At 38.4% G+C, this 24,124-nt stretch carries 28 protein-coding genes, 1 tRNA gene and 1 pseudogene; 26 read left to right on the top strand and 4 right to left on the bottom strand.

What is annotated here, in order from left to right; translation table 11 throughout:
- Positions 1-13 precede the first annotated feature (13 nt).
- From BA79_RS07005 to BA79_RS06985, 5 genes are read left to right on the top strand one after another with little or no spacing between them, the layout of a single operon-like run.
- Positions 14-1,372 carry a BppU family phage baseplate upper protein gene (locus BA79_RS07005; protein WP_035701829.1) on the top strand — a complete coding sequence of 453 codons (1,359 nt, stop codon included), beginning with the start codon at positions 14-16 and terminating at the stop codon, positions 1,370-1,372.
- Between the two features lie 17 nt (positions 1,373-1,389).
- Positions 1,390-1,689, top strand: coding sequence for a hypothetical protein (locus tag BA79_RS07000; protein ID WP_035701826.1), 300 nt, complete (start codon positions 1,390-1,392; stop codon positions 1,687-1,689).
- Positions 1,686-1,865: an XkdX family protein gene (locus tag BA79_RS06995; protein ID WP_035701823.1), complete on the top strand. Its 180-nt coding sequence runs from the start codon at positions 1,686-1,688 to the stop codon at positions 1,863-1,865. The genes BA79_RS07000 and BA79_RS06995 overlap by 4 nt, the downstream gene beginning before the upstream one ends.
- Positions 1,866-1,907: 42 nt before the next feature.
- Positions 1,908-2,327: a phage holin family protein gene (locus tag BA79_RS06990; RefSeq protein WP_035701821.1), complete on the top strand. Its 420-nt coding sequence runs from the start codon at positions 1,908-1,910 to the stop codon at positions 2,325-2,327.
- Between the two features lie 46 nt (positions 2,328-2,373).
- Positions 2,374-3,195, top strand: coding sequence for a peptidoglycan recognition protein family protein (locus BA79_RS06985; protein ID WP_035701820.1), 822 nt, complete (start codon positions 2,374-2,376; stop codon positions 3,193-3,195).
- A gap of 272 nt (positions 3,196-3,467) precedes the next feature.
- On the opposite strand, the gene BA79_RS06975 is transcribed toward BA79_RS06985, so the two are convergent.
- The 3 genes from BA79_RS06975 to BA79_RS18720 all read right to left on the bottom strand — a co-directional run bounded on the left by BA79_RS06975 (position 3,468) and on the right by BA79_RS18720 (position 5,307).
- Positions 3,468-3,959, bottom strand: coding sequence for a hypothetical protein (locus BA79_RS06975; RefSeq protein WP_035701815.1), 492 nt, complete (start codon positions 3,957-3,959; stop codon positions 3,468-3,470).
- Between the two features lie 144 nt (positions 3,960-4,103).
- On the bottom strand, positions 4,104-4,292 hold the full coding sequence (locus tag BA79_RS06970; protein ID WP_035701814.1) for a hypothetical protein: 189 nt from the start codon (positions 4,290-4,292) through the stop codon (positions 4,104-4,106).
- Positions 4,293-4,365: 73 nt separating this feature from the next.
- Positions 4,366-5,307, bottom strand: a complete 942-nt coding sequence (locus BA79_RS18720) for a hypothetical protein (protein ID WP_051626181.1) — start codon at positions 5,305-5,307, stop codon at positions 4,366-4,368.
- 159 nt (positions 5,308-5,466) lie between these two features.
- Here BA79_RS18720 and BA79_RS06960 point away from each other — a divergent pair, with 159 nt between their 5' ends.
- The 21 genes and pseudogenes from BA79_RS06960 to BA79_RS06870 all read left to right on the top strand — a co-directional run bounded on the left by BA79_RS06960 (position 5,467) and on the right by BA79_RS06870 (position 23,026).
- Positions 5,467-6,990 (top strand): recombinase family protein, encoded by a 1,524-nt coding sequence (locus BA79_RS06960; RefSeq protein ID WP_035701812.1) that lies wholly within the window; start codon positions 5,467-5,469, stop codon positions 6,988-6,990.
- A 34-nt stretch (positions 6,991-7,024) separates the two neighbouring features.
- Positions 7,025-7,111: pseudogene (gene gerE, locus BA79_RS18985) on the top strand (spore germination transcription factor GerE); the annotation flags it as partial.
- A 149-nt stretch (positions 7,112-7,260) separates the two neighbouring features.
- Positions 7,261-7,701, top strand: coding sequence for a MarR family winged helix-turn-helix transcriptional regulator (locus tag BA79_RS06955; protein ID WP_007501606.1), 441 nt, complete (start codon positions 7,261-7,263; stop codon positions 7,699-7,701).
- 7 nt (positions 7,702-7,708) lie between these two features.
- Positions 7,709-8,527, top strand: a complete 819-nt coding sequence (gene racE, locus BA79_RS06950) for a glutamate racemase (protein ID WP_007501604.1) — start codon at positions 7,709-7,711, stop codon at positions 8,525-8,527.
- 101 nt (positions 8,528-8,628) lie between these two features.
- Complete coding sequence (locus tag BA79_RS06945; RefSeq protein ID WP_035701809.1) at positions 8,629-9,690, top strand: GerMN domain-containing protein; 1,062 nt, start codon at positions 8,629-8,631, stop codon at positions 9,688-9,690.
- Between the two features lie 151 nt (positions 9,691-9,841).
- Positions 9,842-10,570: a ribonuclease PH gene (gene rph / locus BA79_RS06940; RefSeq protein WP_007501599.1), complete on the top strand. Its 729-nt coding sequence runs from the start codon at positions 9,842-9,844 to the stop codon at positions 10,568-10,570.
- Positions 10,571-10,580: 10 nt separating this feature from the next.
- Complete coding sequence (locus BA79_RS06935; RefSeq protein WP_155923902.1) at positions 10,581-11,183, top strand: XTP/dITP diphosphatase; 603 nt, start codon at positions 10,581-10,583, stop codon at positions 11,181-11,183.
- A gap of 14 nt (positions 11,184-11,197) precedes the next feature.
- Positions 11,198-11,722, top strand: coding sequence for a YfcE family phosphodiesterase (locus BA79_RS06930; RefSeq protein WP_035701804.1), 525 nt, complete (start codon positions 11,198-11,200; stop codon positions 11,720-11,722).
- 120 nt (positions 11,723-11,842) lie between these two features.
- A tRNA-Arg gene (locus BA79_RS06925) sits at positions 11,843-11,916 on the top strand.
- Positions 11,917-12,666: 750 nt separating this feature from the next.
- Positions 12,667-12,948 (top strand): hypothetical protein, encoded by a 282-nt coding sequence (locus BA79_RS06920; RefSeq protein ID WP_050827536.1) that lies wholly within the window; start codon positions 12,667-12,669, stop codon positions 12,946-12,948.
- A gap of 351 nt (positions 12,949-13,299) precedes the next feature.
- Positions 13,300-14,016, top strand: coding sequence for a hypothetical protein (locus BA79_RS06915; RefSeq protein ID WP_035701800.1), 717 nt, complete (start codon positions 13,300-13,302; stop codon positions 14,014-14,016).
- Positions 14,017-14,056: 40 nt separating this feature from the next.
- The gene (locus BA79_RS06910; protein ID WP_155923901.1) at positions 14,057-14,461 is read left to right on the top strand and encodes a DUF3800 domain-containing protein; all 405 of its coding nucleotides are present in this window, start codon (positions 14,057-14,059) and stop codon (positions 14,459-14,461) included.
- Positions 14,462-14,844: 383 nt separating this feature from the next.
- Positions 14,845-15,570, top strand: a complete 726-nt coding sequence (locus BA79_RS06905; RefSeq protein WP_035701795.1) for a hypothetical protein — start codon at positions 14,845-14,847, stop codon at positions 15,568-15,570.
- A 48-nt stretch (positions 15,571-15,618) separates the two neighbouring features.
- Positions 15,619-16,227 carry a DUF4241 domain-containing protein gene (locus tag BA79_RS06900; RefSeq protein ID WP_035701793.1) on the top strand — a complete coding sequence of 203 codons (609 nt, stop codon included), beginning with the start codon at positions 15,619-15,621 and terminating at the stop codon, positions 16,225-16,227.
- A 456-nt stretch (positions 16,228-16,683) separates the two neighbouring features.
- Positions 16,684-17,982, top strand: coding sequence for a Kelch repeat-containing protein (locus BA79_RS06895; RefSeq protein WP_035701792.1), 1,299 nt, complete (start codon positions 16,684-16,686; stop codon positions 17,980-17,982).
- Positions 17,983-18,236: 254 nt separating this feature from the next.
- A complete protein-coding gene (locus BA79_RS18980; protein WP_024427820.1) occupies positions 18,237-18,386 on the top strand; it encodes a teichoic acid D-Ala incorporation-associated protein DltX in 150 nt (49 codons plus the stop codon).
- A gap of 14 nt (positions 18,387-18,400) precedes the next feature.
- Complete coding sequence (dltA, locus tag BA79_RS06890) at positions 18,401-19,906, top strand: D-alanine--poly(phosphoribitol) ligase subunit DltA (RefSeq protein WP_035701791.1); 1,506 nt, start codon at positions 18,401-18,403, stop codon at positions 19,904-19,906.
- Positions 19,903-21,087: a D-alanyl-lipoteichoic acid biosynthesis protein DltB gene (dltB, locus tag BA79_RS06885; protein WP_035701789.1), complete on the top strand. Its 1,185-nt coding sequence runs from the start codon at positions 19,903-19,905 to the stop codon at positions 21,085-21,087. Before dltA ends, dltB begins: the two co-directional genes overlap by 4 nt.
- 21 nt (positions 21,088-21,108) lie before the next feature.
- Positions 21,109-21,345, top strand: coding sequence for a D-alanine--poly(phosphoribitol) ligase subunit 2 (gene dltC / locus BA79_RS06880; RefSeq protein ID WP_017367737.1), 237 nt, complete (start codon positions 21,109-21,111; stop codon positions 21,343-21,345).
- Positions 21,345-22,511, top strand: coding sequence for a D-alanyl-lipoteichoic acid biosynthesis protein DltD (gene dltD, locus BA79_RS06875; RefSeq protein ID WP_035701787.1), 1,167 nt, complete (start codon positions 21,345-21,347; stop codon positions 22,509-22,511). The genes dltC and dltD overlap by 1 nt, the downstream gene beginning before the upstream one ends.
- Positions 22,512-22,606: 95 nt before the next feature.
- On the top strand, positions 22,607-23,026 hold the full coding sequence (locus BA79_RS06870; protein ID WP_008342863.1) for a YkvA family protein: 420 nt from the start codon (positions 22,607-22,609) through the stop codon (positions 23,024-23,026).
- 31 nt (positions 23,027-23,057) lie between these two features.
- Here BA79_RS06870 and BA79_RS06865 read toward each other — a convergent pair whose 3' ends face one another.
- A complete protein-coding gene (locus BA79_RS06865) occupies positions 23,058-24,101 on the bottom strand; it encodes a lactonase family protein (RefSeq protein WP_035701785.1) in 1,044 nt (347 codons plus the stop codon).
- Positions 24,102-24,124 lie beyond the last annotated feature (23 nt).

The raw sequence follows: 24,124 nt of genomic DNA, 5'->3' as shown, positions 1-24,124 counted from the left end.
GAGAGGTGATAACATGATTCGCAAGAACGGTCCACTTGATTTTGATGTAAACGCATATACCAGTTCAAGCATATCAACCAGTATAAATTTTTGGACGCAGGATCGTCAGACAGCAAGGCTCATATTCAAGCTCACGAAAGATGGAGTACCACTGCCCCTAGCAGCTGTCACAGGAAAACTTGTATTAGTTATGGCCGACGGCAGCCGATTCATTCGAGACGTAACGATAGTTGATAGAGTGAACGGTCACGCCGAGTACGTTTTGTCAGATCAAGAGATCAAGCACTACGGTATAGTACAAGCTGAATTAAATTTGTACTATACGAATGATCAATCTATGTCTGTTCATCAGTTCTCTTTCAATATATCTAAGTCACTTATAGATCAAGATATTGTGCCGATCACTGAGTATTATGTGGACGAGTTCGAGGCTTTAAGAGCTAAGATAAATGAGCTTTACGAAGAGTCTATACAAACAATTGAAGATCTGAGGGTCAAGTTTGATGACCTAGAGAAAATCGAAACAAAAGAAGGCGCGCAGTCTAAAGTAGATGCAGCACTTGCGGCAGCTAAGAAATATACGAATGAATATGCAGAGACACCCGACGGCGCTCAAGATAAAGCAAATGCAGCCTTGAAAAAGTCGCAAGAATATGTCGATCCACACTTTGAAAACAAAAAGATTCACGTAACAGAATCAGAAAAAAGTAGCTGGAATAACGGCCAGCTGCACAGGCTTACACCTAACGACGGTAAAGTTGCAAGGTTGCCAAACGGTACTGATATTTTTTTACTGCCTACAGGTTTTTATATGGGAGCAAATCTGTTAAATCTTCCAGTAGAGAATGATTCCAGCTTCTATTACATTGAAGTTTTAGAAACATCATATGTGCAAAATGAAGTTAATTACAAACGGATTATTGCCACAAGGTCATTTGATAATATGACTTGGATTGGCACGTTCCATGCACAAGGCTTTCGAGGTTGGAAACGTCTCATAACAGACGGAGATGCCGTAGTCACTTGGAAAACACCATCATTGTCAAAAGGATGGAAGCAATATGTATCATCAGACGGCTTTCCGCACACGTTACGCTACACAAAAGATGCTTTTGGCGTGGTGGAGATAATTGGATCTATTACTGGTGGGGTGATAGGTAATGATGTCGAGGCATTTACATTGCTTGATGGATATTTACCATTGCAATCCATGCACTTTATTGGAGTAGCATCAAGCGTAGGAACACCAGGAGTACCGCAATATCACCGAACCTATATAGGCACTGACGGTCGGGTTTGCGTTCAATCTTGTTCTAATACGGTAAATCCCAATGAATTTATTACGTTTGGTTTCCGTTTTAAAGCAAAGTAAGCATGGGAGGTGCGAATATGATCTGGGTTTATAAATATGATGAAAATTACATTTGGCAAGCAGGCAAAGATATTTTAATAGATGTAGATAACGGAGAAGCAATACCTAAAGGCTATACAGATAAACAACCGCCAGATGGGCTATTTATTGCAAAGTATGATCCTCAAAAAGAAGAATGGTTTGAGGCAGCAACTAAAGAATACATTGATAGTTTGCAGCCTGATCCACCGCCACCAGATGATGTAATGATGCTAAAAAAACAAGTCGCTCTCCTTACATTGCAGTTTTCGCAGTTGCAGAAAGGCGGGGCATCATGATCTACCCAACGTCGGCCGATATAAAAGTGTTTTGGGATTGGGGCGTTTATACACCGGAAATTATGAGGGAATACGTTTCATTGAAAGTAATTACAAAAGAAGAGTTTGAAGAGATAACAGGTTTGAAGTTTGACAAGCCAGCTGTCTCAGTGGATTTAGGTTCAACAGCATCTTAACAGGTGCTTTTTATTTTGCCTTCGAAAGGAGGTGACAAATGAATGGGGGATATAAAATTGTTTATTAACTTTGAAACTTTAGATTTAGCGAAGACATACTTATTTGGTGGAGTGAAATTTCTGGACTTGCTCTTGCTGTTGAGTGTCATCGACGTGTTGACAGGAATCATTAAAGCATGGAAGATCGGCAAGCTACGCAGTCGTACAGCATGGTTCGGTTACGTGCGGAAAATGCTTAGTTTTGTTGTCGTGATTGTGGCTAACATCATTGATCAGATTATGGGTTTAAATGGAGTGCTGACCTTTGGGACAGTGCTTTTTTATATTGCAAACGAAGGGTTGTCTATCGTAGAGAACCTTGCACAGATCGGCGTTAAAATTCCGGCTTCCATTACAGACCGTCTTCATGTGATCGAGTCTGACAGCCAAAAAGAAGAATCAGAAAAGAAAGCTGCTGAGTAATCGGCGGCTTTTTTCTATATAAAAACAAATTAAGGAGTAGATAAGAATGGCAATCAAAGTGAAAAAGAAAATGGTTCCATCCAGCAGATACGGTTTAAAATGTCCAAATGTAATGAATGCGGAATACATTACAATCCACAATACAGCGAATGACGCAGCAGCTGAAAATGAAATTAACTATATGATCAATAACACAAGTTCGACGAGTTACCATTTTGCAGTGGACGATGAAGAGGTGATTCAAGCTATTCCGTTAGATCGCAATGCGTGGCATTCAGGTGATGGTACAAATGGTACTGGTAACCGCAAGTCCATTGCGATTGAAATTTGTTATAGTGAGTCTGGCGGTGCTAGATACAAAGCTGCGGAAAAGCTGGCCATTCAATTCGTGGCGCAGTTACTGAAAGAACGTGGTTGGGGTGTTGATCGAGTACGCAAGCATCAAGACTGGAATGGGAAGTATTGTCCGCACCGTATCCTTGGTGAAGGTAGATGGAACTCATTTAAAGCGGCCATTGAAAAAGAGTTAAAGGCGATTGTTGGAAAAACTTCATCTTCTGAGCCTAAGAAAACAACCTCAGCAACAACGCCTAAGAAAAAAGCATCTAAGAAGGTGTACAAGCTCCCAACAGGTATCTTTAAGGTAAAAGCACCTTTGATGAAAGGGGACGCTGTAAGGAGAATCCAAGAAGCACTAGCAGCACTCTATTTCTATCCTGATAAAGGAGCGATCAACAATGGAATCGATGGGTACTACGGACCCAAGACTGCGAATGCAGTGTCTCGATTTCAAATGATGCATGGGTTAACCCCAGACGGCATCTATGGTCCAAAGACTAAAGCAAAACTCGAAGCACTCTTGAAGTAAACAGAGAAGCCCCTCCTTATTGGAGGGGCTTTTTTGTTTGTCTTTATTCAGTTCGATGCTTCATTTTATTGATCGTCCTAAAAGATGCTTCAACGCCAATGAAAACGACAAAGAAAATTATAATCCAACTAACTAAGTCTGCCCAAATATTGGACAGGTTAATAACACCAAATTTACTTAATCCCGATTGAATTACAAAGGAGATTAAAGCAGTTATAAACACAGACAGAAACCAATTTGTTTTTCTCAATTAAACCACTTCCTTTCAAAAATTAAAGGAATTTGCAAACATACTTAGTTGTTTTATTTTCGTTCTTGTAACGTTTGCAAAATTCATGGCCGCCCATATCTAAAAGCTTTTTACCTAACCATGCTAGACCTGCGCCAGCCAATACTTTGGCCGCCCATATCACTAGCGGAGCAACCATAGTTGTCACTTCACCTTTTTTCTGTGCAACTAATTGATCTTGATACACTTTTTCAGCATCAGTTCCGGCCAATGATTCTAAATGATTTTTGATCTCTAATGAAATATCCTTTGGTAAACCAGCGTTGATAACTTTGGATTCATCAAAGGAAAAAGTTTTATCTACTTCATTGTATGCAGCAGCTTCGAAAATAGCCTGTGCAATTCTTTGTTGTTTTTGAGGGTCCCACTGTTCTTTGGCTGATACCTGACCAAAAGCAGATGTGATTCCAAGAGTCACAATAAGTGTTAACACAAGTGTAAGTTTTACATTCAGCTTGCGCAATAAACCGTTCATACTAAACATCCTCCCCCTAAAAGTATTGTCCCACACCCGTATGGTAACAATTAACAGGGTTTATTTTCCACACTTTTTATAAAAATGGTAAAAATAGACTAAAAAAAGTCCCGTCATTTGTGACGAGACTGTGAAACACCCTTATTAAAACCGCCATTCCCTTTTCTCCTTATCCCACGTTAATTCTTTGCGAGAAACTAAGTTTTTAACCGCCTTACGAATCGTCGACTCATCCTGACCCGTTTTCCTTTTAAGCTCATTGATCGTGGGATTCTTACGGAACCGGCTCATGTTGTAGATGATTCGGTAAAGCTTCCTTTCAAGATCCGTCACGGCATACCCTCCTGTAAAAACAGAATATATGTTCGATTATAAGCGTAAATAAAAAACCCTTCAAGTCGAAGGGTTATCTTAAAGAAGATACTTTATCAGTGATTATCATATGTTCTCCTGAACGTTCGTATGAGAATTTAGCTAATGTTTCATCTTCATCTATATAAGGAACTTTCCAAAATACAGCGATTTGGTTAATTGTGTTATTGTCAGTTCCAATTTTTGAAGCTAAATCATCACTAAACATTTCCACCATGTTATAAGAAGTTTGAGCAGAATTTTTAAAATCAAACGACAGGTAAACAAGAGCGATTAGTTTGTTATCTTGGTCAGTACTCATATCTTGATTAATTTCGATCTTTTCAATTGAGGCAGCCTTGTAATTATCCTCTACAATAGATTCAATTTCATGTTCCGTCTCACTTTTCAAAATAGACAGTTCTTCATCCTTCTTTTTAGTAACTTCTGCAGCATTGTCTTTCTTACTTTTTTGTTTAACTTTTGAGGAATTCTTTATTTTAAAATTAATTTCAGCAGTAGCTACTCGATCAGTATCACCGCTAACATTAGAACCTACAAGATTAGCTCCATCTTTTCCAAAAATCGCTCTAACATCCTCAGTTTGCAGATTTTCGGGTGACGTTTCTACATAAGCAATATACTTCCCTCCTTCAAACTCCTCGCCTTCTTCATTAGAAAATTCATAATCAAACATTCCACCTTCTTTAACATTTACACCAGTAGAGAAGTCGTAATAATAGGTTGAACATTCCGGACATTTTAGATCAATTGATAATGCTGTATCTTTAGGTAAATTGCTTTTTCCGCTAATGAGAATTTTTTTATTGTCTTTAATTTTTTTATTCAAGGTGATCTTTACGTTTAATTTTTCTTTAGTTTCAATGCTTTCTTCTTTTTTATTAGAGTTACTTGTGGATGTGTTATCTGCTTTGCCACAAGCAGATATGAATAAGGCGGACAAAATTAAAAAGAGAAAGAAATTAATGCGATTCAATGCAAACCCTCCAGACCAAATATTTTCCAATTAAGTCTAACACAAATTTTTATTGGAAAGAGGGGAAATAATGTAATTTCTCATAATTAAGAATATAACGAAATCAACAATCAAGATGTTATAATTTAGTAAGAACAATTAACAATTGGGGTGTGTTATATGTATTTCAAAAAATCATCAGTTGAAGAAATCATTAAATATGACGACTACCCTTATAAAATTTATACAAGGGTTTCAACGGACAGAGATGAACAAATAAGTTCTAAAGAAAACCAGATCGACGTTTGCAGGTACTGGATCGAGCAACATAATTATGAATGGGATGACCGTTCTGTTTTGTTAGATGATGGTATCAGTGGAACCGTCCTTGAAGATAGGGCAGCCATGAAATACATTTTTTCATTGGCGGAAAAGAAAGAAATAAAGATGGTGATTTTTAAATCTATCACTCGTCTTGCTCGGGATCTGAAAGACGCTTTATATATCAGAGAAATTTTGGTTTCTAATGGGGTTCGAGTAGTGACTCTTGAAGAGGACTATGACTCTCTTTACGAGAGTAAAGCGTCAATGAAATTTGAAATGTCTGCTCTGTTTGCGGAGCAGTTACCTAAGTCTATGTCAGTCAATATAAGTGGTGTACTTGCAGCAAAAGCAAGGCGGGGTGAACATTCTGGTCGAGTGCCCTACGGTTATATGAAAGAGGGTAAACACCTTGTAATTAACGAAAATGAAGCTCAAGTTATTAGATTAATTTTTCACCTTTATAATAACGAGGGCTTGGGCCATAAAAGGGTTACATACGCTTTGCAAGAAAAATGTAAGCTAGGTGAAATACCACCTCCAAAAAAACGTAGTAATTGGCAGCTCACAACAGTTCAAACCATTTTAAGAAACCCTATATATTGCGGTGTGCATATAGCTAATAGGCATACTACAATAAAAGTTGATGGTCGAAAAAAATTCATTCGAAATCCACCAGAAAAATGGACCGTTTACGAAGACTTTTGCCCGCCGATTGTATCAAGAGAGGATTGGGAAAAAGCAAATAATAAACTGACTGTCAATAAAAAAACTAAATTCACACCGTGGAATGAGTTGAGACAATTACTTATTTGTGGTAAATGTGGTTCTAATATGGTGATTATCCAAACAAGCAGAGCCAAAAAAAATGGTGAAAAAACGTATTGGAAATACGTTAAATGCAGTAATTACAGAAGAGCTGGTCAAGAAGGTTGTGTTAACCATGTTCCAATTACTTATGAAGAGGTCAGGGACTTAGTCATTGAAAATCTAATCGAATTCTCCAAGGATATATCACATGATTACAGAAAAAATGCAATTGAACAAAAAGAAAAACAAATGAAGTCTGTTAAAGTAGAGTTGAAATCTTTAGAAACACAGAATAAAAGATTGCTGGAACTTTACTTAGAAGATCAGATTATTTCAAAAGCCGAGTTCCAAACAAAGCGCAATGAAATTCAATCTAATATAATTAAACTTGAACAGAGTTTATTTTCCTTACAGCAGGTGCATGATGAGAAAAGTTCAATGATGGAAATGCAAGCGGTTCTTCGAGAGCTTGAAGACAAAGAGAAAGATTTAAAGCATGTGTTCGATAAGCTCATTGATCATATTGTCATCCACCCAAACGGAAAAATGAATTTTCATTATAGATTTAAATGATCCTGTAAGTTATACTCATTTGTAAAAGGTATGCATAACAAATGCCATGCAAAAGCTAGGAGTCAAAGGTCGTTCACAGGCCGTAGTCGAGCTTCTGCGTATGGGTGAGCTAGAGCTCTAACGTCAGCCGGTTTTCCTTCCGCACCAGGGAGGAGCCGGTTATTTCTATATCGTTTCCATGAGTCTCTTCTTGCAATTTCATTGAAAAACGAGGAAAATAGGAATGTACGTTTTAATCAAAGTGAGATGCTATAGTGAGGTATCAATGAAATGGAAACGAATGAGTCAGGCCATGTTGCAGAAATTGAAAAATCATTGCGCCATATTGCTGCAATCATTAAGCAAAAAGGTAGAGAAATTCTGAATCAATATACGATTACACCTCCTCAATTTGTAGGGCTTCAGTGGCTTTATGAATTCGGAGATATGACAATAGGTGAGCTATCACAAAAGATGTATTTGGCTTGCAGCACGACAACCGATTTAATTGACCGAATGGAAAAAAGTGAACTTGTTGAACGGGTGAAAGATCCGTCTGACCGCCGCGTGGTTCGCATTCATTTATTACCTGAAGGTGAGCGGATCATTCAAGAAGTGATTGTCAAACGCCAAGAATACGTCAGTGAACTTCTAGGGGCTTTCTCAGAAGAAGAAGCCATCGTTTTCAACCAATCTTTAACGAAACTACAGCAGCAAATGAAAAGAAAATGAGGCGATTTTGTTGGATCAACCCATCGGCGTGATTGATTCCGGTGTAGGCGGTTTAACCGTTGCGAAGGAAATCATGAGACAACTGCCAAAAGAAAAGATTATTTATGTAGGCGACACAAAACGATGTCCATACGGCCCTCGAGCAGAAGAAGAGGTTCTTCAATATACATGGGAAATGGCACACTACCTATTAAGACATCACCATATTAAAATGCTTGTCATTGCGTGTAACACTGCGACGGCGATAGCACTTGATGAAATTAAAGCAACACTTGATATCCCGGTCATTGGCGTAATCCAGCCCGGAGCCCGCACAGCGATCAAGGTGACAAACAATCAGCATATTGGCGTCATCGGCACAGTCAATACGATCAAAAGTGAGGCCTATAAAGAAGCACTGCTTTCTTTAAAAGCAGGACTAACTGTTCAAAGTCTGGCATGTCCATTGCTTGTGCCATTTGTGGAAAGTGGTACGTTTTTAGATCATGCAGCAGATGAAGTCGTAAAAGCTTCTCTTGAACCGATGAAAGAAACAGGCATTGATACGCTCATTCTTGGCTGCACGCACTACCCGATTTTAAAAGAACCGATTCAGCGCTTTATGGGCAGTGGCGTCAACATCATTTCTTCAGGAGATGAGACAGCGAGAGAAGCGAGCACCATTCTTTCATATAAAGGGCTGTTAAATGATTCGAAGGAAGAGCCTGTTCATACTTTTTATACAACAGGGCAGCAGCAAAACTTTCAAAACATCGCTCAAGACTGGTTCGGCTACCTGCCAGGAAAGGTCGAAACGGTTTCGCTTGAACACGTATATCAGCAATAACCTACTTCTCATGGAAGTGGGTTATTTTTTTATGAAAAGGGTCTAATCCTCTGAGGGAGCTCGTATACATACTAGTACAAACCACTAGAGGAGGGTGAAGTATGCTGAAAAAAGGAACTACAGCAGCTGTTACGTGTATTGCGTCAGCCATGCTTTTATCAGGATGCGGATTGTTTCAAACAGACCAAGCGAAAACAGAGATTGATCCACCACAAAATGTCACGTTTGTGAAAGAAAATAAAGAAGAGAAACAAACAGCGAAAGAAGGAAAAGAAGAGAAGCAAGCAGATACCGTCATGAGAGAATTATATTTAATTGATAAAAATGGGTATGTTGTGTCTCAATCCATTCCGCTGCCGAAAAATGAAGGAAGTGCGAAACAAACACTTGAATACCTCGTAGACGGGGGACCGATTTCTAACCTGATGCCAAATGGATTCAGAGCCGTGCTGCCGGCGGACACGAGCGTATCTGTCGATATTAAAGATGGCACAGCGGTTGTGGATTTCTCAAATGAATTCAAAAACTATAAAAAAGAAGACGAACAGCGCATTTTACAATCAGTCACTTGGACATTAACGCAGTTTGATTCGGTAGCGAAAGTCAAATTAAAGATGAATGGCCATGAATTAAAAGAGATGCCTGTGAATGGGACACCGATTTCAGATGATTTAAGCAGAGAGGACGGCATTAATATTCAGCACGAGGCTGCGGCTGATATGACATCGACAAAGCCTGTGACCGTCTACTATTTAGCTGAATCTGACAAACAGACGTACTATGTCCCGGTGACCAAAAGAGCACCAAAAGACGATGATGATCCAATTACAGCAGCCATTGATGAGCTCGTCTCTGGGCCAAGCAAAACAAGCCAATTGCTGACAGACTTTGATCAAGATGTGAAGCTGAATGATGTCCCGAAAGTAAAAGACGGTCATGTGACACTAGATTTCAATGAATCCATTTTTGGCAGTGCAGATGAAAAGAAAAAGGTCATTTCACAAAAAGTTCTTGATAGCATTGTGCTGACATTAACAGAGCTGCCAGATGTGAAAAGCGTGTCAGTGAAGGTAAACGGAAAGGCAGAGCTTGTGAACGAAAAAGGAACAGAACTCACAAAGCCAGTTTCAAGACCAGAACAAGTGAATACAGGTAGTTTTTAACGTCACACATTGATATAATGGAGAAAAAGAGGCATGCACATTCGCTGCCTCTTTTTTATTCCAAGCGATTAGAACGGATCGAGGTTGTCAAAGTTAATAGGAGAACCACGCTGACACCCGCGCGGAATGTATATTGTAACGGAGGTAAAACATGAGATTAGATGAAAGACAATACGACGAATTAAGAAAAATTGAAATACAGGCAGGCTACATCACGCATCCAGAAGGCTCTGTCTTAATCTCAGCGGGAAATACGAAGGTGATTTGTAACGCATCTATCGAGGACCGCGTACCTCCTTTTTTAAGAGGAGAAGGAAAAGGCTGGATTACAGCAGAATATAGCATGCTTCCAAGAGCAACGGCTCAAAGAACGATAAGAGAATCATCTAAAGGAAAAGTCACAGGACGTACAATGGAGATCCAGCGTTTAATTGGACGAGCTCTGCGCGCAGTCGTTGACTTAGAAAAGCTTGGTGAACGCACCATTTGGATTGATTGTGATGTCATTCAAGCAGACGGCGGAACACGCACAGCATCTATTACAGGTGCATTTGTGGCCATGACACTAGCGATTCAAAAGCTTCAATCAGAAGGCGTTTTGAAAGAAAATCCGATCACTGATTATTTAGCTGCGATATCCGTCGGAATTGATTCTAAACAGGGACTTCTGTTAGATTTAAATTATGAAGAAGATTCTTCAGCTGAAGTGGATATGAATGTCATCATGACAGGTGCTGGGCGCTTTGTTGAACTTCAAGGCACTGGCGAAGAAGCGACATTCTCAAGAGAACAACTAAACGGACTGCTTGATTTAGCCGAAAAAGGCATCAAAGAATTAATTGAAAAGCAAAAAGCAGTGACAGGAGAAGTTATCGAATAAAGAGAAGGGTTTGATCAGGATGAAAACTGCCATCATCGCAACGCACAATGCGGGCAAAGCGAAAGAATTCAAAGCCATTCTTGAGCCAAAAGGATTCACGGTCAAAACACTAGCGGACATCGGATTTACGGAAGAGATCGAAGAAACAGGACATACCTTTGAAGAAAATGCGATCATCAAAGCCGAGGCCATTCAAGCCAAAGCAGGTGAAATGGTGATTGCAGACGACTCGGGTCTGTCGATTGATTACCTTGGCGGAAAACCTGGCGTCTATTCAGCGAGGTATGCGGGTGAGCATAAAAACGATGCCGAGAACGTGGAAAAGGTGCTGAATGAGCTAAAAGGCATCGAAAAAGAAGACCGCACTGCTAGATTTAGATGTGCCCTGGCTGTCAGTATACCGGGGAAAGAAACAAAAACGGTAGAAGGATCAGTAGAAGGCTTCATCGCAGAAGAACCGATCGGCGAAAACGGCTTCGGATACGACCCAATTTTCATCGTCAAAGACAAAGACCAGACGATGGCCGAGTTATCACCAGAGGAAAAAAACAAGATCAGCCATCGAGCGGTCGCGCTTCAAAAGCTTTCATCACTGCTAGACGCAAATGAATAAGGGGGAATGAAGCCATGAAGATACTCATCATTAGTGACAGTCATGGACTCACAGACGAACTTCAAACCATTGCCAAACGGCATGCGAATGAAGTGGACATGATGATTCACTGCGGAGATTCAGAACTCGAAACGAACCACCCAGCACTCGAAGGATACAAAGTCGTCAAAGGAAATTGTGACTTTATGGGCGATTTTGAAGAAGAGCTCCTGCTCCCACTGGATGGAGGCGGAAAACTATTTCTCACTCACGGACATCTGCATGGCATCAAACAATCCTTGCTCCAAGTCTACTACCGTGCAGAAGAGCTAGGCGCAGACATTATCTGCTTTGGCCACTCGCACATCCCTGGCAGTGAACTGCTAAGAGGAAAACTGCTCATTAACCCAGGCAGCGTGCACCTGCCAAGAGTGCGCAAAGAGCGCAGCTATGCTATACTGACACTAGATGGAAGCGAAGCAAACGTACAGTTTTTCACGGACGAAGGTCACGTCATACAAGACCTCGAAAACACTGTCATATTGGAAGGTATTTCATAAGGGTGCAGCATTTGCCCCTTATGAAAAAACTTTCGAAAAACCGTTGACTTTAAAGAACAATAGTAATATAATAAATCTTGTCGCTGAGGTAATACACCAAAGCACACTACATAACAACATGTCCCAGTAGCTCAGCAGGATAGAGCAACGGCCTTCTAAGCCGTCGGTCGGGAGTTCGAATCTCTCCTGGGACGTATTAAATTAAAAGCCTGAAACCCTTGATAATAAAGGGTTTCAGGCTTTTTTGTTCTTTAGAACATAAGTTCGTAAATCGCTTCAAAAAAGGATTTTGGGAGCGGATTTATTTTTAAGTATTTCCGTTCCCTGTTTTTGTATCAAAGAAGCTATCAAAATGGGTGGCTGATTTCTGATCAGCTTCTTCAATGACATGAGCGTAAATTGACATAGTTGTATCCATTTTTGTATGCCCTAATTGTTTTTGAATAACTTTAGCGTGAAAACGGACCAAATATGCAGGCCGCAATCTTTAAAGCAGCTGGTGGATTGCTCAACATGGCATCGAGGCAATTTACTAAAAGATAGCAAAGGAGAGAGCCAATCTGAATTAAGTGCATGGATATGAAGGAATAAAGATTGTTTAAACGTCTTTGGAAACTTGAGGAACGTGAGTATGCAATAGAAACGTCAACACACAAGTTTGAAGGAGAAAAGATCAGGGAGCTAGGACTGAAAGATGGAAGGTGGGACGGAGAAGTATAATTTTCTGAAATTTAATATATTTTTTCTTGCTTTAGCGAGTTATAGGATTCGTTCGACAAATTTTGCAAGCACCTCAACTTTATCAATTTTCTCCGATATTAAAATCAAGGAGTGAGTAGATTTGGGTAAAGGAAAGAAACGTGTAATAAAAAATAAAAGACAGAATAAGAAAATTAAGAAATTAGATAATGAAATATACTCAAAGAAATTAATGGAGTTAGAAGATGTTATCTATACATATTCAGAAAATATCGAGGTTTGCCCATATTGAGAACATAAGAGATGTCTCTAAGTACTATCCAGCATTTGTCCCTTTAGTGGCTGTATATTTCACTATGGAATTTAATGTTAATGTAAGTAAAGCTTTAGCTTTAGTTACCACAGCTATATCACTTATTTTTATTATAACAATAGTAATTAAAGGAAAAAGAGCCAGAAGTGTTGCTGTCTTAATGTTAAGAACATTTGAGCAAGTCTACGCTAGGAAAGAGAAAGGTGAAAATTGATTTGTCGATCGACAAATTTCGAGAATAGTTCTGTGTGCTCTTTTCCTGCCGATATAAAGGTAGGAGTTGATAATATAGACAAATCAAACAACAACAAAACACAGTTCAATTATGGCAAACTTGAAAGATTTTTGATGAATTTATCAAGGGAAATGAGATCAAATTTATTATCCCGAAAATACTGAACACTATTTCTTATTGGAGTCTAACGATTTAGTCTTTGTCTAAATAGAAGGGGAACATAAAATTTGGATTTCTCGATTAGCAAAATAGGTGGAAATAAAATTAAACTTTAGAATAATAAGACAATCATCTCTTGTAATTGCTTTTGAATATAGGGGGCTGTTTTCTATGAATCATTCAAATGAAAAAGAAATTGAAATTCAAGAAAAAGTAATCGATCCAGTTATAGAGGAGAGGAAAAGACAGGAAGCACAAGCTTTAATAACTGCTGTGCAATCTGGACTTACAAATACTTTAAGGCAAAAGGTTGCTAAAATACTAAACAAATACCCTGAAGCAAGAAAGTCAGATATTACACTGCAAATAAAATTTTGGGAAGAATTTCATGGACATACTTCCAAAAAAGTAGATTTGAAGAAAATGTATGAATATGAAAGGTTAAGTTCATTGGTAAGAGCAAGAGCGAAAATCCAAAATGAATACAAATTGTTCTTATCAGATGAGAGAACTAGAAAAATTAGAAGAGAACGTGAAGAAATTGAAAAGGAAGCGGCCTTATTAGACAAACCAACAGTTCCTATTATGCATCTTTATGCTGATGAGACAGGTAAAGACAGCGAATATATAATTATAGGAAGTGTGTGGGCATTAGATGACAGACATAATGGTTTATTGAATCATGAGTTAATAGAGTGGACAAAAAAAGCTAAAGAAGAAAATATTAGGTTTCCAGATGAGTTTCACTTTAAGAATTTAAATAATAAAAATAGAGATGAACTAAGATTATACAAGGACTTCTTTAAGGTTTTGCTGGATAATTCCGCAATGGTCAGTTTTAGAGCGATCGCAGTGAACAAATCCAAACTATCGAACACCTATCGATGAGATAATAAATGATTTATTCTATCGATTAACAATTAAAGGTATGGAACATGAAATTCTAACTGGAAGAGTGGTGCTACCAAGGCAAATAAATTATTTCAAAGATAGAGATGATAATGATAATACTTATAACATTAGTAAGTTTTCTGAATTACTAAGTAGCAAATTTAAAGAACAATACGGAGATGATCTAGTACTTAATAACTATGTTCCACTAGATTCAAAATTGAGTCGATTAATACAAGCAGCAGATTTATTTACAGGTAGTTTAAATAGGCTCTATAATGTTCGGCCAAAAGGAGGTAATAAAAACAATAAGGATGAATTAGCAGATTATATAATAGATAAGGTTGGACTTCAGGAAATACGATATTCTATAGAAAATTTGTTAAATGATGTAGAAGATGGATTGAATACAGATATGGCAACAATCCATGTTTATGATTAATAAAATAATAATAATATATATAACGAAGGCGCTTTACTTTTATATAGAAAAGTGTCTTTTTCTATGTTCGATTAAATTATTTGTGGAAAAAAGACAAATTAATTTAGAACAAACAATTTAGAATTTATCAAAATGCCCCGTGGACACGCTTATATATTTGTTACTCACTTATCAAATGCAATAAATTTTCAGCAATATAATTCCTAATGAAAACTGTTGATTAATGGAATGGCCGATACTAATATATAAAGTTGACATCTCAATTGAAAATTTATTGGAATTTTAACATCCTAATCATAATTGATATATTACTTTATTTTAAGAGAAGATAGAAAGGATAAAAACAAACTGAAGTTCTTAAATAATAAAAGGGGGAAATTATTATGAATGGTATTGCTTCATGTTTTCCAGGCAATGAGTTATTAAGTTTAACGATAATTATTGGAATATATCTAGTCATAACTTACTTAACACTTTTTATAAGGAGGAAATACAAACACTTAAATATACCTAAAGAGTATAAGTGGATTGCTGCTCTTTCATTTTTTCTAAGTGCTATACTTACAGCAGTGTTTATGAATAGGTACAACTGTTCACAGTGGTTAGATAGTATATTACCTAATTTAATTGTGGATTTCCTACTCATACCTGTGACTGCCATCTTTATTACAATACTTGTGAACAATACCCAAAAGAAAATTGAGGGGAGGGAAGCAAAAGAAGAAGCATTTTATACCATTGGTGTGCAACACTTAGAGTTAACAGTGTGTTTATCTAACATATATTTTTCTATAAAGGGAGATATAGAAAGAATTAAGTCTGAAGATTACGATAGTAAAAAATTACTGCATGAACACACTAATTACTATCTAAATAAAGCTATGGAAGCTTCTAGTATAACTACGGAAAATCTCAGCGTTTTCAGAAATGATACTAAGGAAATACTGTCCGGCTACATATACAAATACATTTCAATATTACCAAAAGACTTGGCAAGAAAAATTGTTGAACTGGAAGGAATGTTACAGAAAGAAGAAGACTATAAGAAGATTGGCGATAAAATTCTTGATATACATAACTATTTCAAGGGTTTTTATATATATTACTAAATATCGACTAAGAATAAGAGTCCAAAATGCTGAAAGGAGAAAGATCACTTGTACAACATCAATCCAACTTACTTGTTATATAGAAATGGAGAGACAACAAGCAGTCAAGAAGGTGATCAATTATTCGCCAAACAGATCGGAAATATCGAGATCACGAGCGGTCATATTGTTGCCTGTGATCCTTTTGTTTCAGAAGGGGACCAATCTTTTACGAGGAAGATTACTCTAGGAAAATATCCTATTATACTTGTAGTTAAGCGGTTGGAAAGCGGAGACGAACGAGTAGCCTATGCAATGATCAAGTTTACAAACGAGCTAGCAATAGAATGGGAGCTTGCTACAAGAATAGGGCAAGAACTCAATCAATTGAAAGAAGACGAGTTCTTCGGATACGGTGTAAATACGGGTATGGGCTGCTATATGGATGCGGAGTCAGCTATATATCTTCAAGCGTATGAGGATAAGCGATATAAAGAGGACAATGATTTTTATTTTTATGAGGAATTTGCAGAAGTACTTGAGCAAAACTACAAGCTCACATGGGACTGGCTCGTCACCCGTTTTCATGACAAGGTGGATATTTCCATGTTTACAACAGGCTTCGGCGACGGGATGTATCCAAGCTTTTGGGGACTGGATGGAAATGGAGCCTTGTGACGGATTTTCTTATAATGGATTAATGAAAAACCCATGAAATCATGGGTTTTTTGAATAGATTCAGTTGTTAGAGAAAATACCATCAATAGGACATTATGCTACTTTTAATTGTGAAGATGTTATTCACTTCTTTTTAAAAAATGAGAAATTATTATTTGCTTCAATTAAGAAGAAAATGCCCACATAATCTGATTTTGTTCTTAAAGAATTGAGAGCATTCGATTTTATGTGTTTGGTCTTTTGTTTGAAAATAATACTCTAATAGGAACAATTATAAACTAGTAAAATTATGGTTAATGTGTATAATGATAGGTATAAACTACTTGAAAAATCTAAGAAGTAGAATTTGGGAAGGGGCTAAATTTATAAAAAAATAATCATATTTCTTTGAGTGGAAATATGATTATGTCATCACAAAAATTCTAGTTATGGTAATTTAAAAAGGAGTGTCATTTTTTGAAAAAGTTTATTTTTATATTTATGTTATTAGTTTTATCTTTTATGCATTCAAAGCAAATTGCAAATGCTACAACATTAGAATGGAACAAATTATCTGATTTACCTGAAGCAAGAGTTGGCGCAAGTGTGGGTGTAGTTGACGGTAAGATATATCTGGCTGGTGGAGGTACTCCAACTAGTGTTTATTCAAATAAAACTTTTATGTATGATCCCAGTATAGACAAATGGACTGAAAAGAAAGAAATGTTGTCACCAAGAGGTGGAGCAGCAACTGTAGTTGTCGGTAGTGAGATATTTGTAATAGGCGGTGAATCAGAAAATAAAACATTAAATAAATTTGAAGTGTATGACACTAAGTCTAACAAGTGGACTCAGTTAGAGGATATTCCTTTTAAAACATTAAAGGGGGAATATAATGTTTATGCTGGATTTATCGGTAATAAGATTTATGTCTTAGGGGGAGGAAACGAATTTCATAGTTATAATCTAGAAACAAATGAATGGAAGGCTGAAAATGACCCAGCAGCTGATTTGAAATTTGCTACTGGTGTAGTGGTAAATGATAAATTTTATGTTCTGTCTGGCAATAACAAAAATCTAGTTTACGAATTTAATCCTTCTACAAATAATTGGACTACTAAAAAAAATGGGATGAAAGCAGAATATCGCACCAGTTCTGCATACAAAAATCACATTATAGTACCAGCAGTTAATCCATACAATCTTTATGTGTACTCTTTAGATAAGGAAGAACTGCTCAAAATAAACACTACAAGAACTGAAATGCGTCAAGCAGCTTCTTCAATAATAATCGATGATACTTTGTATGTAATAGGTGGAAAAGAATCTAGTATTAATAATAGTTTTAAAAGATTAGCTGATAGAAACTATAAATCGGTGATCTCTATCTCCTTAAAAGATCTGGAACTTCCAAACAATACAGAAACACCCGGTGACAAAGACCCAGATCCAGCAACACCACCAAAAGACGGTTCAACTAATCCAGGCGACAAAGACCCAGAACCAACCACACCACCAAAAGACGATACAACAGATGAAGACGGCGATGCACTTCTCATCATCACAATGGTCAATGGTTTGCAAAAGGAGTATGACCTTTCAATGAAAGAAGTCAACGCCTTCCTATCCTGGTACAAAAAACGTGATGCTGGCGAAGGTCCAGGGTTTTATGAAATTGACGAGCATGACAACAACAAAGGTCCTTTTGAAAGTAAAAAGGACTATGTGGTATTCAACAACATTCTCATGTTCGAAGTGAATAAATATAAAAAGTAAATAACATCAAAGCCATCTAGTCAAACTAGGTGGCTTTTACGTTTGTTCGACAGTTTTCATCAATTTTAAGGCAAATTTAAGCTTCCATTTCATTTCAATTACATTAAATCTTTGTTACAATAAGACAGCTTTGCCCGAAGACACGTTCATACTTTGGACATCTTTTTTTCATCAATTCTTAAAATTTTTATGTTTTGATATGAAACTCTTTTGATGATCCATGCGTCTTTATAAGTGTCAAAAGAAAAGAGGTTATCAATATGCTATTCAAAAAGCTATCAGAAAATAAGTCTGTAAAATGGATAGGATATACAAGCTTTTACTTACTTATTTTGCTATTATTGTTCTTTATTTACGGATTCCATACAGCAAATACGGGATCATTCATTTACAACGATTTTTAATTGGAGATTAAACTATGAAACTATTACACACGATTCATGAATACCAACAAACGAAACCGACACAGCCAGCATTTGTTTCTCAACATGCTTCGATCACATATGATGAGCTTTGGCGTCTATCAGACCAAATGGCTGGTGCGATCGATGCAGTCGCAGCTGGCAGTGAACCTGTCATTGTCTACGGTCATATGGAGCCAGAGATGCTGATTTCTTTCTTAGGTACTGTGAAATCAGGCAGACCTTATATTCCGGTCGACATCTCCATACCTGTCGAGCGCATCGTCTCAATCATTGAAAGCTCAAAAGCCAGTCTATTGATATGTGCAAATGAGAAGAATGTATTAGATGTAGAAGAACACATTGAAGTGAAGAGTGCGGCATCGCTTTTAGCACTTGAAAAAGAAGCACCGCCATCCACGCAGTGGGTTCAACAAGATGATGTTTTCTACATTATTTATACGTCTGGCAGTACCGGAAAACCGAAAGGCGTTCAGGTAACAGCCAATAATTTAGAAAGTTTTACAGAGTGGATGTGCCGCGATTTCCCAATTGGTGAGGGGCGCACGTTCTTAAATCAAGCGCCATTTTCTTTTGACTTATCAGTGATGGATCTCTATCCAACGCTTCAATCAGGCGGCACGCTTTACTGTTTAGTGAAAGATCTTGTGAATAAGCCGAAGGATATGTTTGCAGCGCTTGGTCAATCTGACGTTGAAGTGTGGACATCCACACCTTCCTTTGTGCAAATGTGCTTAATGGATCCTTCCTTTACAGGGGAGCTTTTACCAAAGCTAAACGTTTTCCTTTTCTGCGGTGAGGCACTTCCTGTCTCTGTAGCAAGTGCGCTTCTTGAGCGTTTTCCTAAGGCGCAGGTCTTTAATACGTATGGTCCAACTGAAGCAACTGTTGCGATTACATCGATTGAAGTCACGCAGGAGATTCTTGATCAGCACGATTCTTTACCAGTGGGTTATGCCAAACCGGATACAGATATCGTCATTTTAGATGAAGAAGGCAAGACACTCCCTGATGGGGAAAAAGGGGAAATTGTCATCGTGGGGCCAAGCGTCACGAGAGGCTACTTAGGTGAACAAGCCTTAACGGATAAAGTGTTCTTTGAATACGAAGGACGCCCTGCTTACCGCACAGGTGACGCAGGTGTGGCGCAGGATGGTTTGATTACGTGCCACGGTCGTCTGGACTATCAAATTAAGCTACATGGATACCGAATGGAGCTTGAAGAAATTGAATATCATGTAAGCGAGACAACCTATGTCAATGCTTGTGTGATTGTGCCGTTTCAGCCAAACGGGCATGTGGAGTACTTAATTGCAGCAATTGTCCCAACTGAGCATTCCTTTGAAAAAGAATATCAGCTGACAAGTGCGATTAAGAAAGAAATGGCGGATTCACTGCCTGCGTACATGATTCCAAGAAAGTTTGTCTATCTTGAGCAGCTGTACATGACGCCAAACGGGAAGGTTGACCGTAAAAGAATCGCGAAAGAGGTTCTTCTATGATTCCGTTTAGTTCATTCTTTTTCTTCATTCTAATTGGTATTCTTCTTTTGCCGACGATGATTCTTGGTCTTTGCGGCAAAAGAATGCAGGGCTACAACATGTTTGCAACGGTTGTGGCACTCGCGCTTATTTTCTCAAAGGATGCACATGGCGCTTTGTTGCTGTTCTTGTTCACAGTATGGCAAGTCTTGATTATCCGCCTATATCTTGCGTACCGGTTGAAGGCGAACAGGGCGTCTGTCTTCTATATGGCAGTGGTGGCATCTATTTTGCCGCTTGTACTATCAAAGGTTTTACCGTTCTTTTTAACTCATCAGCCGCATCAACCGCCACCAATGAACTGGCTGAGCTTTTTAGGGATCTCGTACTTAACATTTAAAGGTGTTCAGTTGATTATCGAGACGAGAGACGGCTTGATTAAAAAGAAAATCCCGATTCACCGTTTGGTCTATTTCATCGTCTTTTTCCCGACGATTTCGTCAGGTCCAATTGACCGTTACCGCCGGTTTGAAAAGGATATGGATACACCGCCTGAAAAAGAAGTGTACAGTGATCTTTTATATGCAGGGATTCATAAAATTTTTATCGGGTTCTTATATAAGTTCATTATTGGTTATCTCATTCACACGTATATTCTGATGAATATTCACCACATTAGCAGCAGTCACTTTGTTCAACAGTTAACGTATATGTATGCGTACAGTATGTATTTGTTCTTTGACTTTGCTGGATATACAGCATTTGCTGTAGGTGTGAGTTATATCATGGGTATTAAATCACCAGAAAACTTTAATAAACCGTTTATCAGCCGTAATATTAAAGACTTCTGGAATCGCTGGCACATGTCGCTATCCTTCTGGTTCAGAGATTATGTGTTTATGAGATTTGTGTTCTTTATGACAAAGAAGAAGTGGATCAAGAACCGGATGGCTGTATCAAATATTGGGTACTTTGTCCTCTTTCTATTGATGGGTGCTTGGCATGGTCTCGCCCTTCAATATATTATTTACGGACTATACCATGCAGTTGTGATGTCCGGTTACAATTTATTTGAGAAGTGGAATAAAAAGCACAAGTGGTGGCCGGATAATAAGGTCACAATGGCTGTGTCGATCATTATTACATTCCACGTCATTTGTTTCGGTTTTTATATTTTTTCAGGAAAACCATTTCATCATTAATGGATAAGGGAGTAGAAAATTATGGAATTTAAAAATCAAGTATACGGTATTATTGCAGAGGTTTGTCAGGATGACGTTGTGAAAGAAAATCCAGAGATTGCGATTTTTGAAGAAGGTCTTCTTGATTCATTTGGTACAGTTGAATTGCTCATGGCAATTGAAAGTCAGCTAGGAATTATGGTTCCAATTACAGAATTTGATCGTGATGTGTGGGATACACCGAATCACATTGCTGAGCAGCTGGCAGAGATGAAGTAATGAAAAAGCGTTTTTTTGGGCCGCTTATTTTAGCGGCTGTTCTATTCATTGGTGTTCTTCTTGTACCAAATACATGGCTCTCACATCTGATCCCAAAAGACAAATTACAAAAGTCAGCCACAGAATTAGATCCAGGGATGTTCCAAGGGCTTTATTTACAAGATGAAATGCTAAAAGATCCAACTTATTTGCCGATCTATGGATCTTCTGAACTCTCACGTTTTGATCCATATCACCCTTCGAATGTCTTTCATGAAAATCCTCAAGGGTTTACACCTTATCTTGTTGGAAAAGGTGGATCGCAATCATTAATTCATGCCATGAACTTTGCAGCGCATATGGATGAATTAAAAGGGAAAAAGCTTGTGTTTATCGTGTCCCCGCAGTGGTTTGTCAAATGGGGATCAGACGAGAATCACTTTGCTCCTAACTATTCAGCGCTTCAGGCGCTTGATCTCGCTTATAATAAAGAAATTGATCCAGCTGTTAAAAAAGAGCTCATCAAAAGAATCATGAAGTTTAAGGCAGTAAAGAACGACATGGTCATCACAGAGCTTTTTAAAGCAGAGCTTTCTGGGAACAAATTCGCCTATGGCGCGATTTCTCCTATTGCAAAAATGTATTATGGCATGCTTCAAAAGAAAGACATGTACTATACGATCGGGTCTGGGCATGAGCGCAAGCTTCGTCCGTCTCCTTCAGTGAAAGGGAAAACATGGACTGAGCTTGAAAAAGAAGCGAGCGTCTTAGGATCTGAAAAAGCAGGGGACAACCCGTTTTATATTGATCAGAGACTGTTTGACCGCAAGCTGAAGCCGATCATGAAAAAGATGAAGGATTCTCGTCGCGACAATTCTTATGCAGAATCACCTGAATATAAAGATTTCCAGATCATGCTGGATATTTTAAAACAGGCAGGGGCGAAGCCTTTATTTGTGACGATTCCCGTCAACGGAAAATGGTATGATTACACTGGTTTTCCGAAAGAGGGACGTACAGATTATTATCAAAAAATCAATCGTCAAATTCGAGATAATGGGTATGAAGTCGCAGATTTGACTTCGCATGAGTATGACCCATATTTCTTTAAGGATACGATTCATGTGTCGTATAAAGGATGGGTATACATCGATAAGGCGATCGAAAAGTTTTACAAAGAGCAGTAGATTGCAGCAGCTTTCTGCTGCTTTTTGTTTGTCGAATGAGTGGATTTCTTGTATAAATAAAGTGGAAGGGCTATGCTGAATATGGAGGCGATACGATGAATCGTTCTGAGAAAAAAGAACTATTAAAGCGTTCAAAGAAGCATTTTAATGATCATGCCTTTTGGGAAAAGTTAAAAAAGACGGCACAAAAAGCTGGAGTTTCTCTTGTCTATGCTGTGTTATTACTTTATTATACATTGCAAAAACCCGAAGTACCGGTTAAAGCGAAAACCCTCATCATTGGGGCGCTAGGGTACTTTATCCTTCCGATTGATCTGATCCCTGATACATTGGTGGGGATCGGCTACACAGATGATCTAGGCGCCATCACATTTGCTCTGCTTCAAGTGGCAATGTACATTGATGACGATGTCAAAGGAAAAGCGAAAGACAGGCTGGGAAAATGGTTCGGTGAAAAAAGCGATACGTCTTTCATTGATCAAAAGCTTGAAGATGGCGGTATGCCGTCTGCTTAAAGAAAAGCCTCCTAAACGGAGGCTTTTTTCATTATCCTAAAAATTTCACGCAAACCGGATGCGGAACGGTGATGTCTGATTGTAAGACAGTGAGTCGACCGGTTTCTTTGTCACGTTTGTATAACACAAGGTTGCTAGATTCTTGGTTTGAACCAACGAGAAATTCTTCTGTTGGATCAAGGACAAAGTCTCTAGGCCAATTTCCTTCAGATGAAGTAATTTCAACGAGGCTTAGTTTGCCGTCATGATCTGCTTTGAAAATGGCAATGCTGTCATGTCCACGATTTCCTGCATACACAAATTGACCGTCAGAAGACACATGAATGGCGCTGCCTTGATTATTCTCTGTGAAGTCATTAGGAATGGTTGCGATCGTTTGGATCTCTTCGAAATGACCATCTTCAAAGTAACGAAGTACAATGACCTCTGAGCTGAGCTCTGTCATGACATATGCCACAGGTTTCGTTGGGTGGAATGTGATATGACGAGGGCCGCTGCCTGGTTTTGTTTCAAATGTATGGGCAAGCTCAAGTTTGCCGTTTTCTTTCTTATACGTATAAATACCGTCTGTGCCAAGGTCAACAGCCACTGCAAATTGTTCATCAGGTGTCAAACCCATAAAGTGAGTGTGCGGTTTTTCTTGACGGTCTTCGTTTGGTCCAGTGCCTTCATGCTGCGCCTGTGACAGCGTGCGGATCACTGAGCCGTTTTCAGCATCAATTTCATACATCTCTGCTGTTCCTTTATGATAGTTTGCTGTAAACGCCGTTTTCGTTTGGCTGTCCACGCTGACGTGACAAGGAGAAGCCCCATCGGCAAGCTCTTGGTTGATGAAACGAAGTGCGCCGGTGTCGGCATCAATTTGATACGCAGCAAGACCGCCCTGTGCTCCTTCTTTCACAACAGCATACACAAACTTTTGAGAATCTGAGACAGTTAAATATGTAGGATTTTCAAGTTCTGCAGCCACTTCTACTTGTTCAATCTGCTGCTTGTCCGTATTTAAAGTAAAAGAATAGATTCCTTCGCTGTCTCCTTTTGTATACGTTCCGATATAACCTCTGATGTTAGCCATGTATTGCCCTCCTTCTATTAGAT

The sequence above is a fragment of the Bacillus altitudinis 41KF2b genome (assembly GCF_000691145.1).
In the GTDB taxonomy this organism is placed as follows: Bacteria; Bacillota; Bacilli; order Bacillales; family Bacillaceae; genus Bacillus; species Bacillus altitudinis.
Note: the sequence above shows the minus strand (reverse complement) of the source record. Positions and strands in the feature narration are given on the sequence as shown.

Excerpts from the sequence above, each read along its gene's own strand:
- BA79_RS06995 (WP_035701823.1), top strand. The coding sequence starts at position 1,686 with ATGATCTACCCAACGTCGGCCGATATAAAAGTGTTTTGGGATTGGGGC.
- BA79_RS06990 (WP_035701821.1), top strand. The coding sequence starts at position 1,908 with ATGGGGGATATAAAATTGTTTATTAACTTTGAAACTTTAGATTTAGCG.
- BA79_RS06945 (WP_035701809.1), top strand. The coding sequence starts at position 8,629 with ATGCTGAAAAAAGGAACTACAGCAGCTGTTACGTGTATTGCGTCAGCC.
- rph (WP_007501599.1), top strand. The coding sequence starts at position 9,842 with ATGAGATTAGATGAAAGACAATACGACGAATTAAGAAAAATTGAAATA.
- dltA (WP_035701791.1), top strand. The coding sequence starts at position 18,401 with ATGAAACTATTACACACGATTCATGAATACCAACAAACGAAACCGACA.
- BA79_RS07005 (WP_035701829.1), top strand. The coding sequence starts at position 14 with ATGATTCGCAAGAACGGTCCACTTGATTTTGATGTAAACGCATATACC.
- BA79_RS06905 (WP_035701795.1), top strand. The coding sequence starts at position 14,845 with ATGAATGGTATTGCTTCATGTTTTCCAGGCAATGAGTTATTAAGTTTA.
- BA79_RS06920 (WP_050827536.1), top strand. The coding sequence starts at position 12,667 with ATGTTATCTATACATATTCAGAAAATATCGAGGTTTGCCCATATTGAG.
- BA79_RS06910 (WP_155923901.1), top strand. The coding sequence starts at position 14,057 with ATGGAACATGAAATTCTAACTGGAAGAGTGGTGCTACCAAGGCAAATA.
- BA79_RS06975 (WP_035701815.1), bottom strand. The coding sequence starts at position 3,959 with ATGAACGGTTTATTGCGCAAGCTGAATGTAAAACTTACACTTGTGTTA.
- dltD (WP_035701787.1), top strand. The coding sequence starts at position 21,345 with ATGAAAAAGCGTTTTTTTGGGCCGCTTATTTTAGCGGCTGTTCTATTC.
- BA79_RS06930 (WP_035701804.1), top strand. The coding sequence starts at position 11,198 with ATGAAGATACTCATCATTAGTGACAGTCATGGACTCACAGACGAACTT.
- BA79_RS07000 (WP_035701826.1), top strand. The coding sequence starts at position 1,390 with ATGATCTGGGTTTATAAATATGATGAAAATTACATTTGGCAAGCAGGC.
- BA79_RS06960 (WP_035701812.1), top strand. The coding sequence starts at position 5,467 with ATGTATTTCAAAAAATCATCAGTTGAAGAAATCATTAAATATGACGAC.
- dltC (WP_017367737.1), top strand. The coding sequence starts at position 21,109 with ATGGAATTTAAAAATCAAGTATACGGTATTATTGCAGAGGTTTGTCAG.
- BA79_RS06915 (WP_035701800.1), top strand. The coding sequence starts at position 13,300 with ATGAATCATTCAAATGAAAAAGAAATTGAAATTCAAGAAAAAGTAATC.
- BA79_RS06985 (WP_035701820.1), top strand. The coding sequence starts at position 2,374 with ATGGCAATCAAAGTGAAAAAGAAAATGGTTCCATCCAGCAGATACGGT.
- BA79_RS06870 (WP_008342863.1), top strand. The coding sequence starts at position 22,607 with ATGAATCGTTCTGAGAAAAAAGAACTATTAAAGCGTTCAAAGAAGCAT.
- BA79_RS06955 (WP_007501606.1), top strand. The coding sequence starts at position 7,261 with ATGGAAACGAATGAGTCAGGCCATGTTGCAGAAATTGAAAAATCATTG.
- dltB (WP_035701789.1), top strand. The coding sequence starts at position 19,903 with ATGATTCCGTTTAGTTCATTCTTTTTCTTCATTCTAATTGGTATTCTT.
- BA79_RS06865 (WP_035701785.1), bottom strand. The coding sequence starts at position 24,101 with ATGGCTAACATCAGAGGTTATATCGGAACGTATACAAAAGGAGACAGC.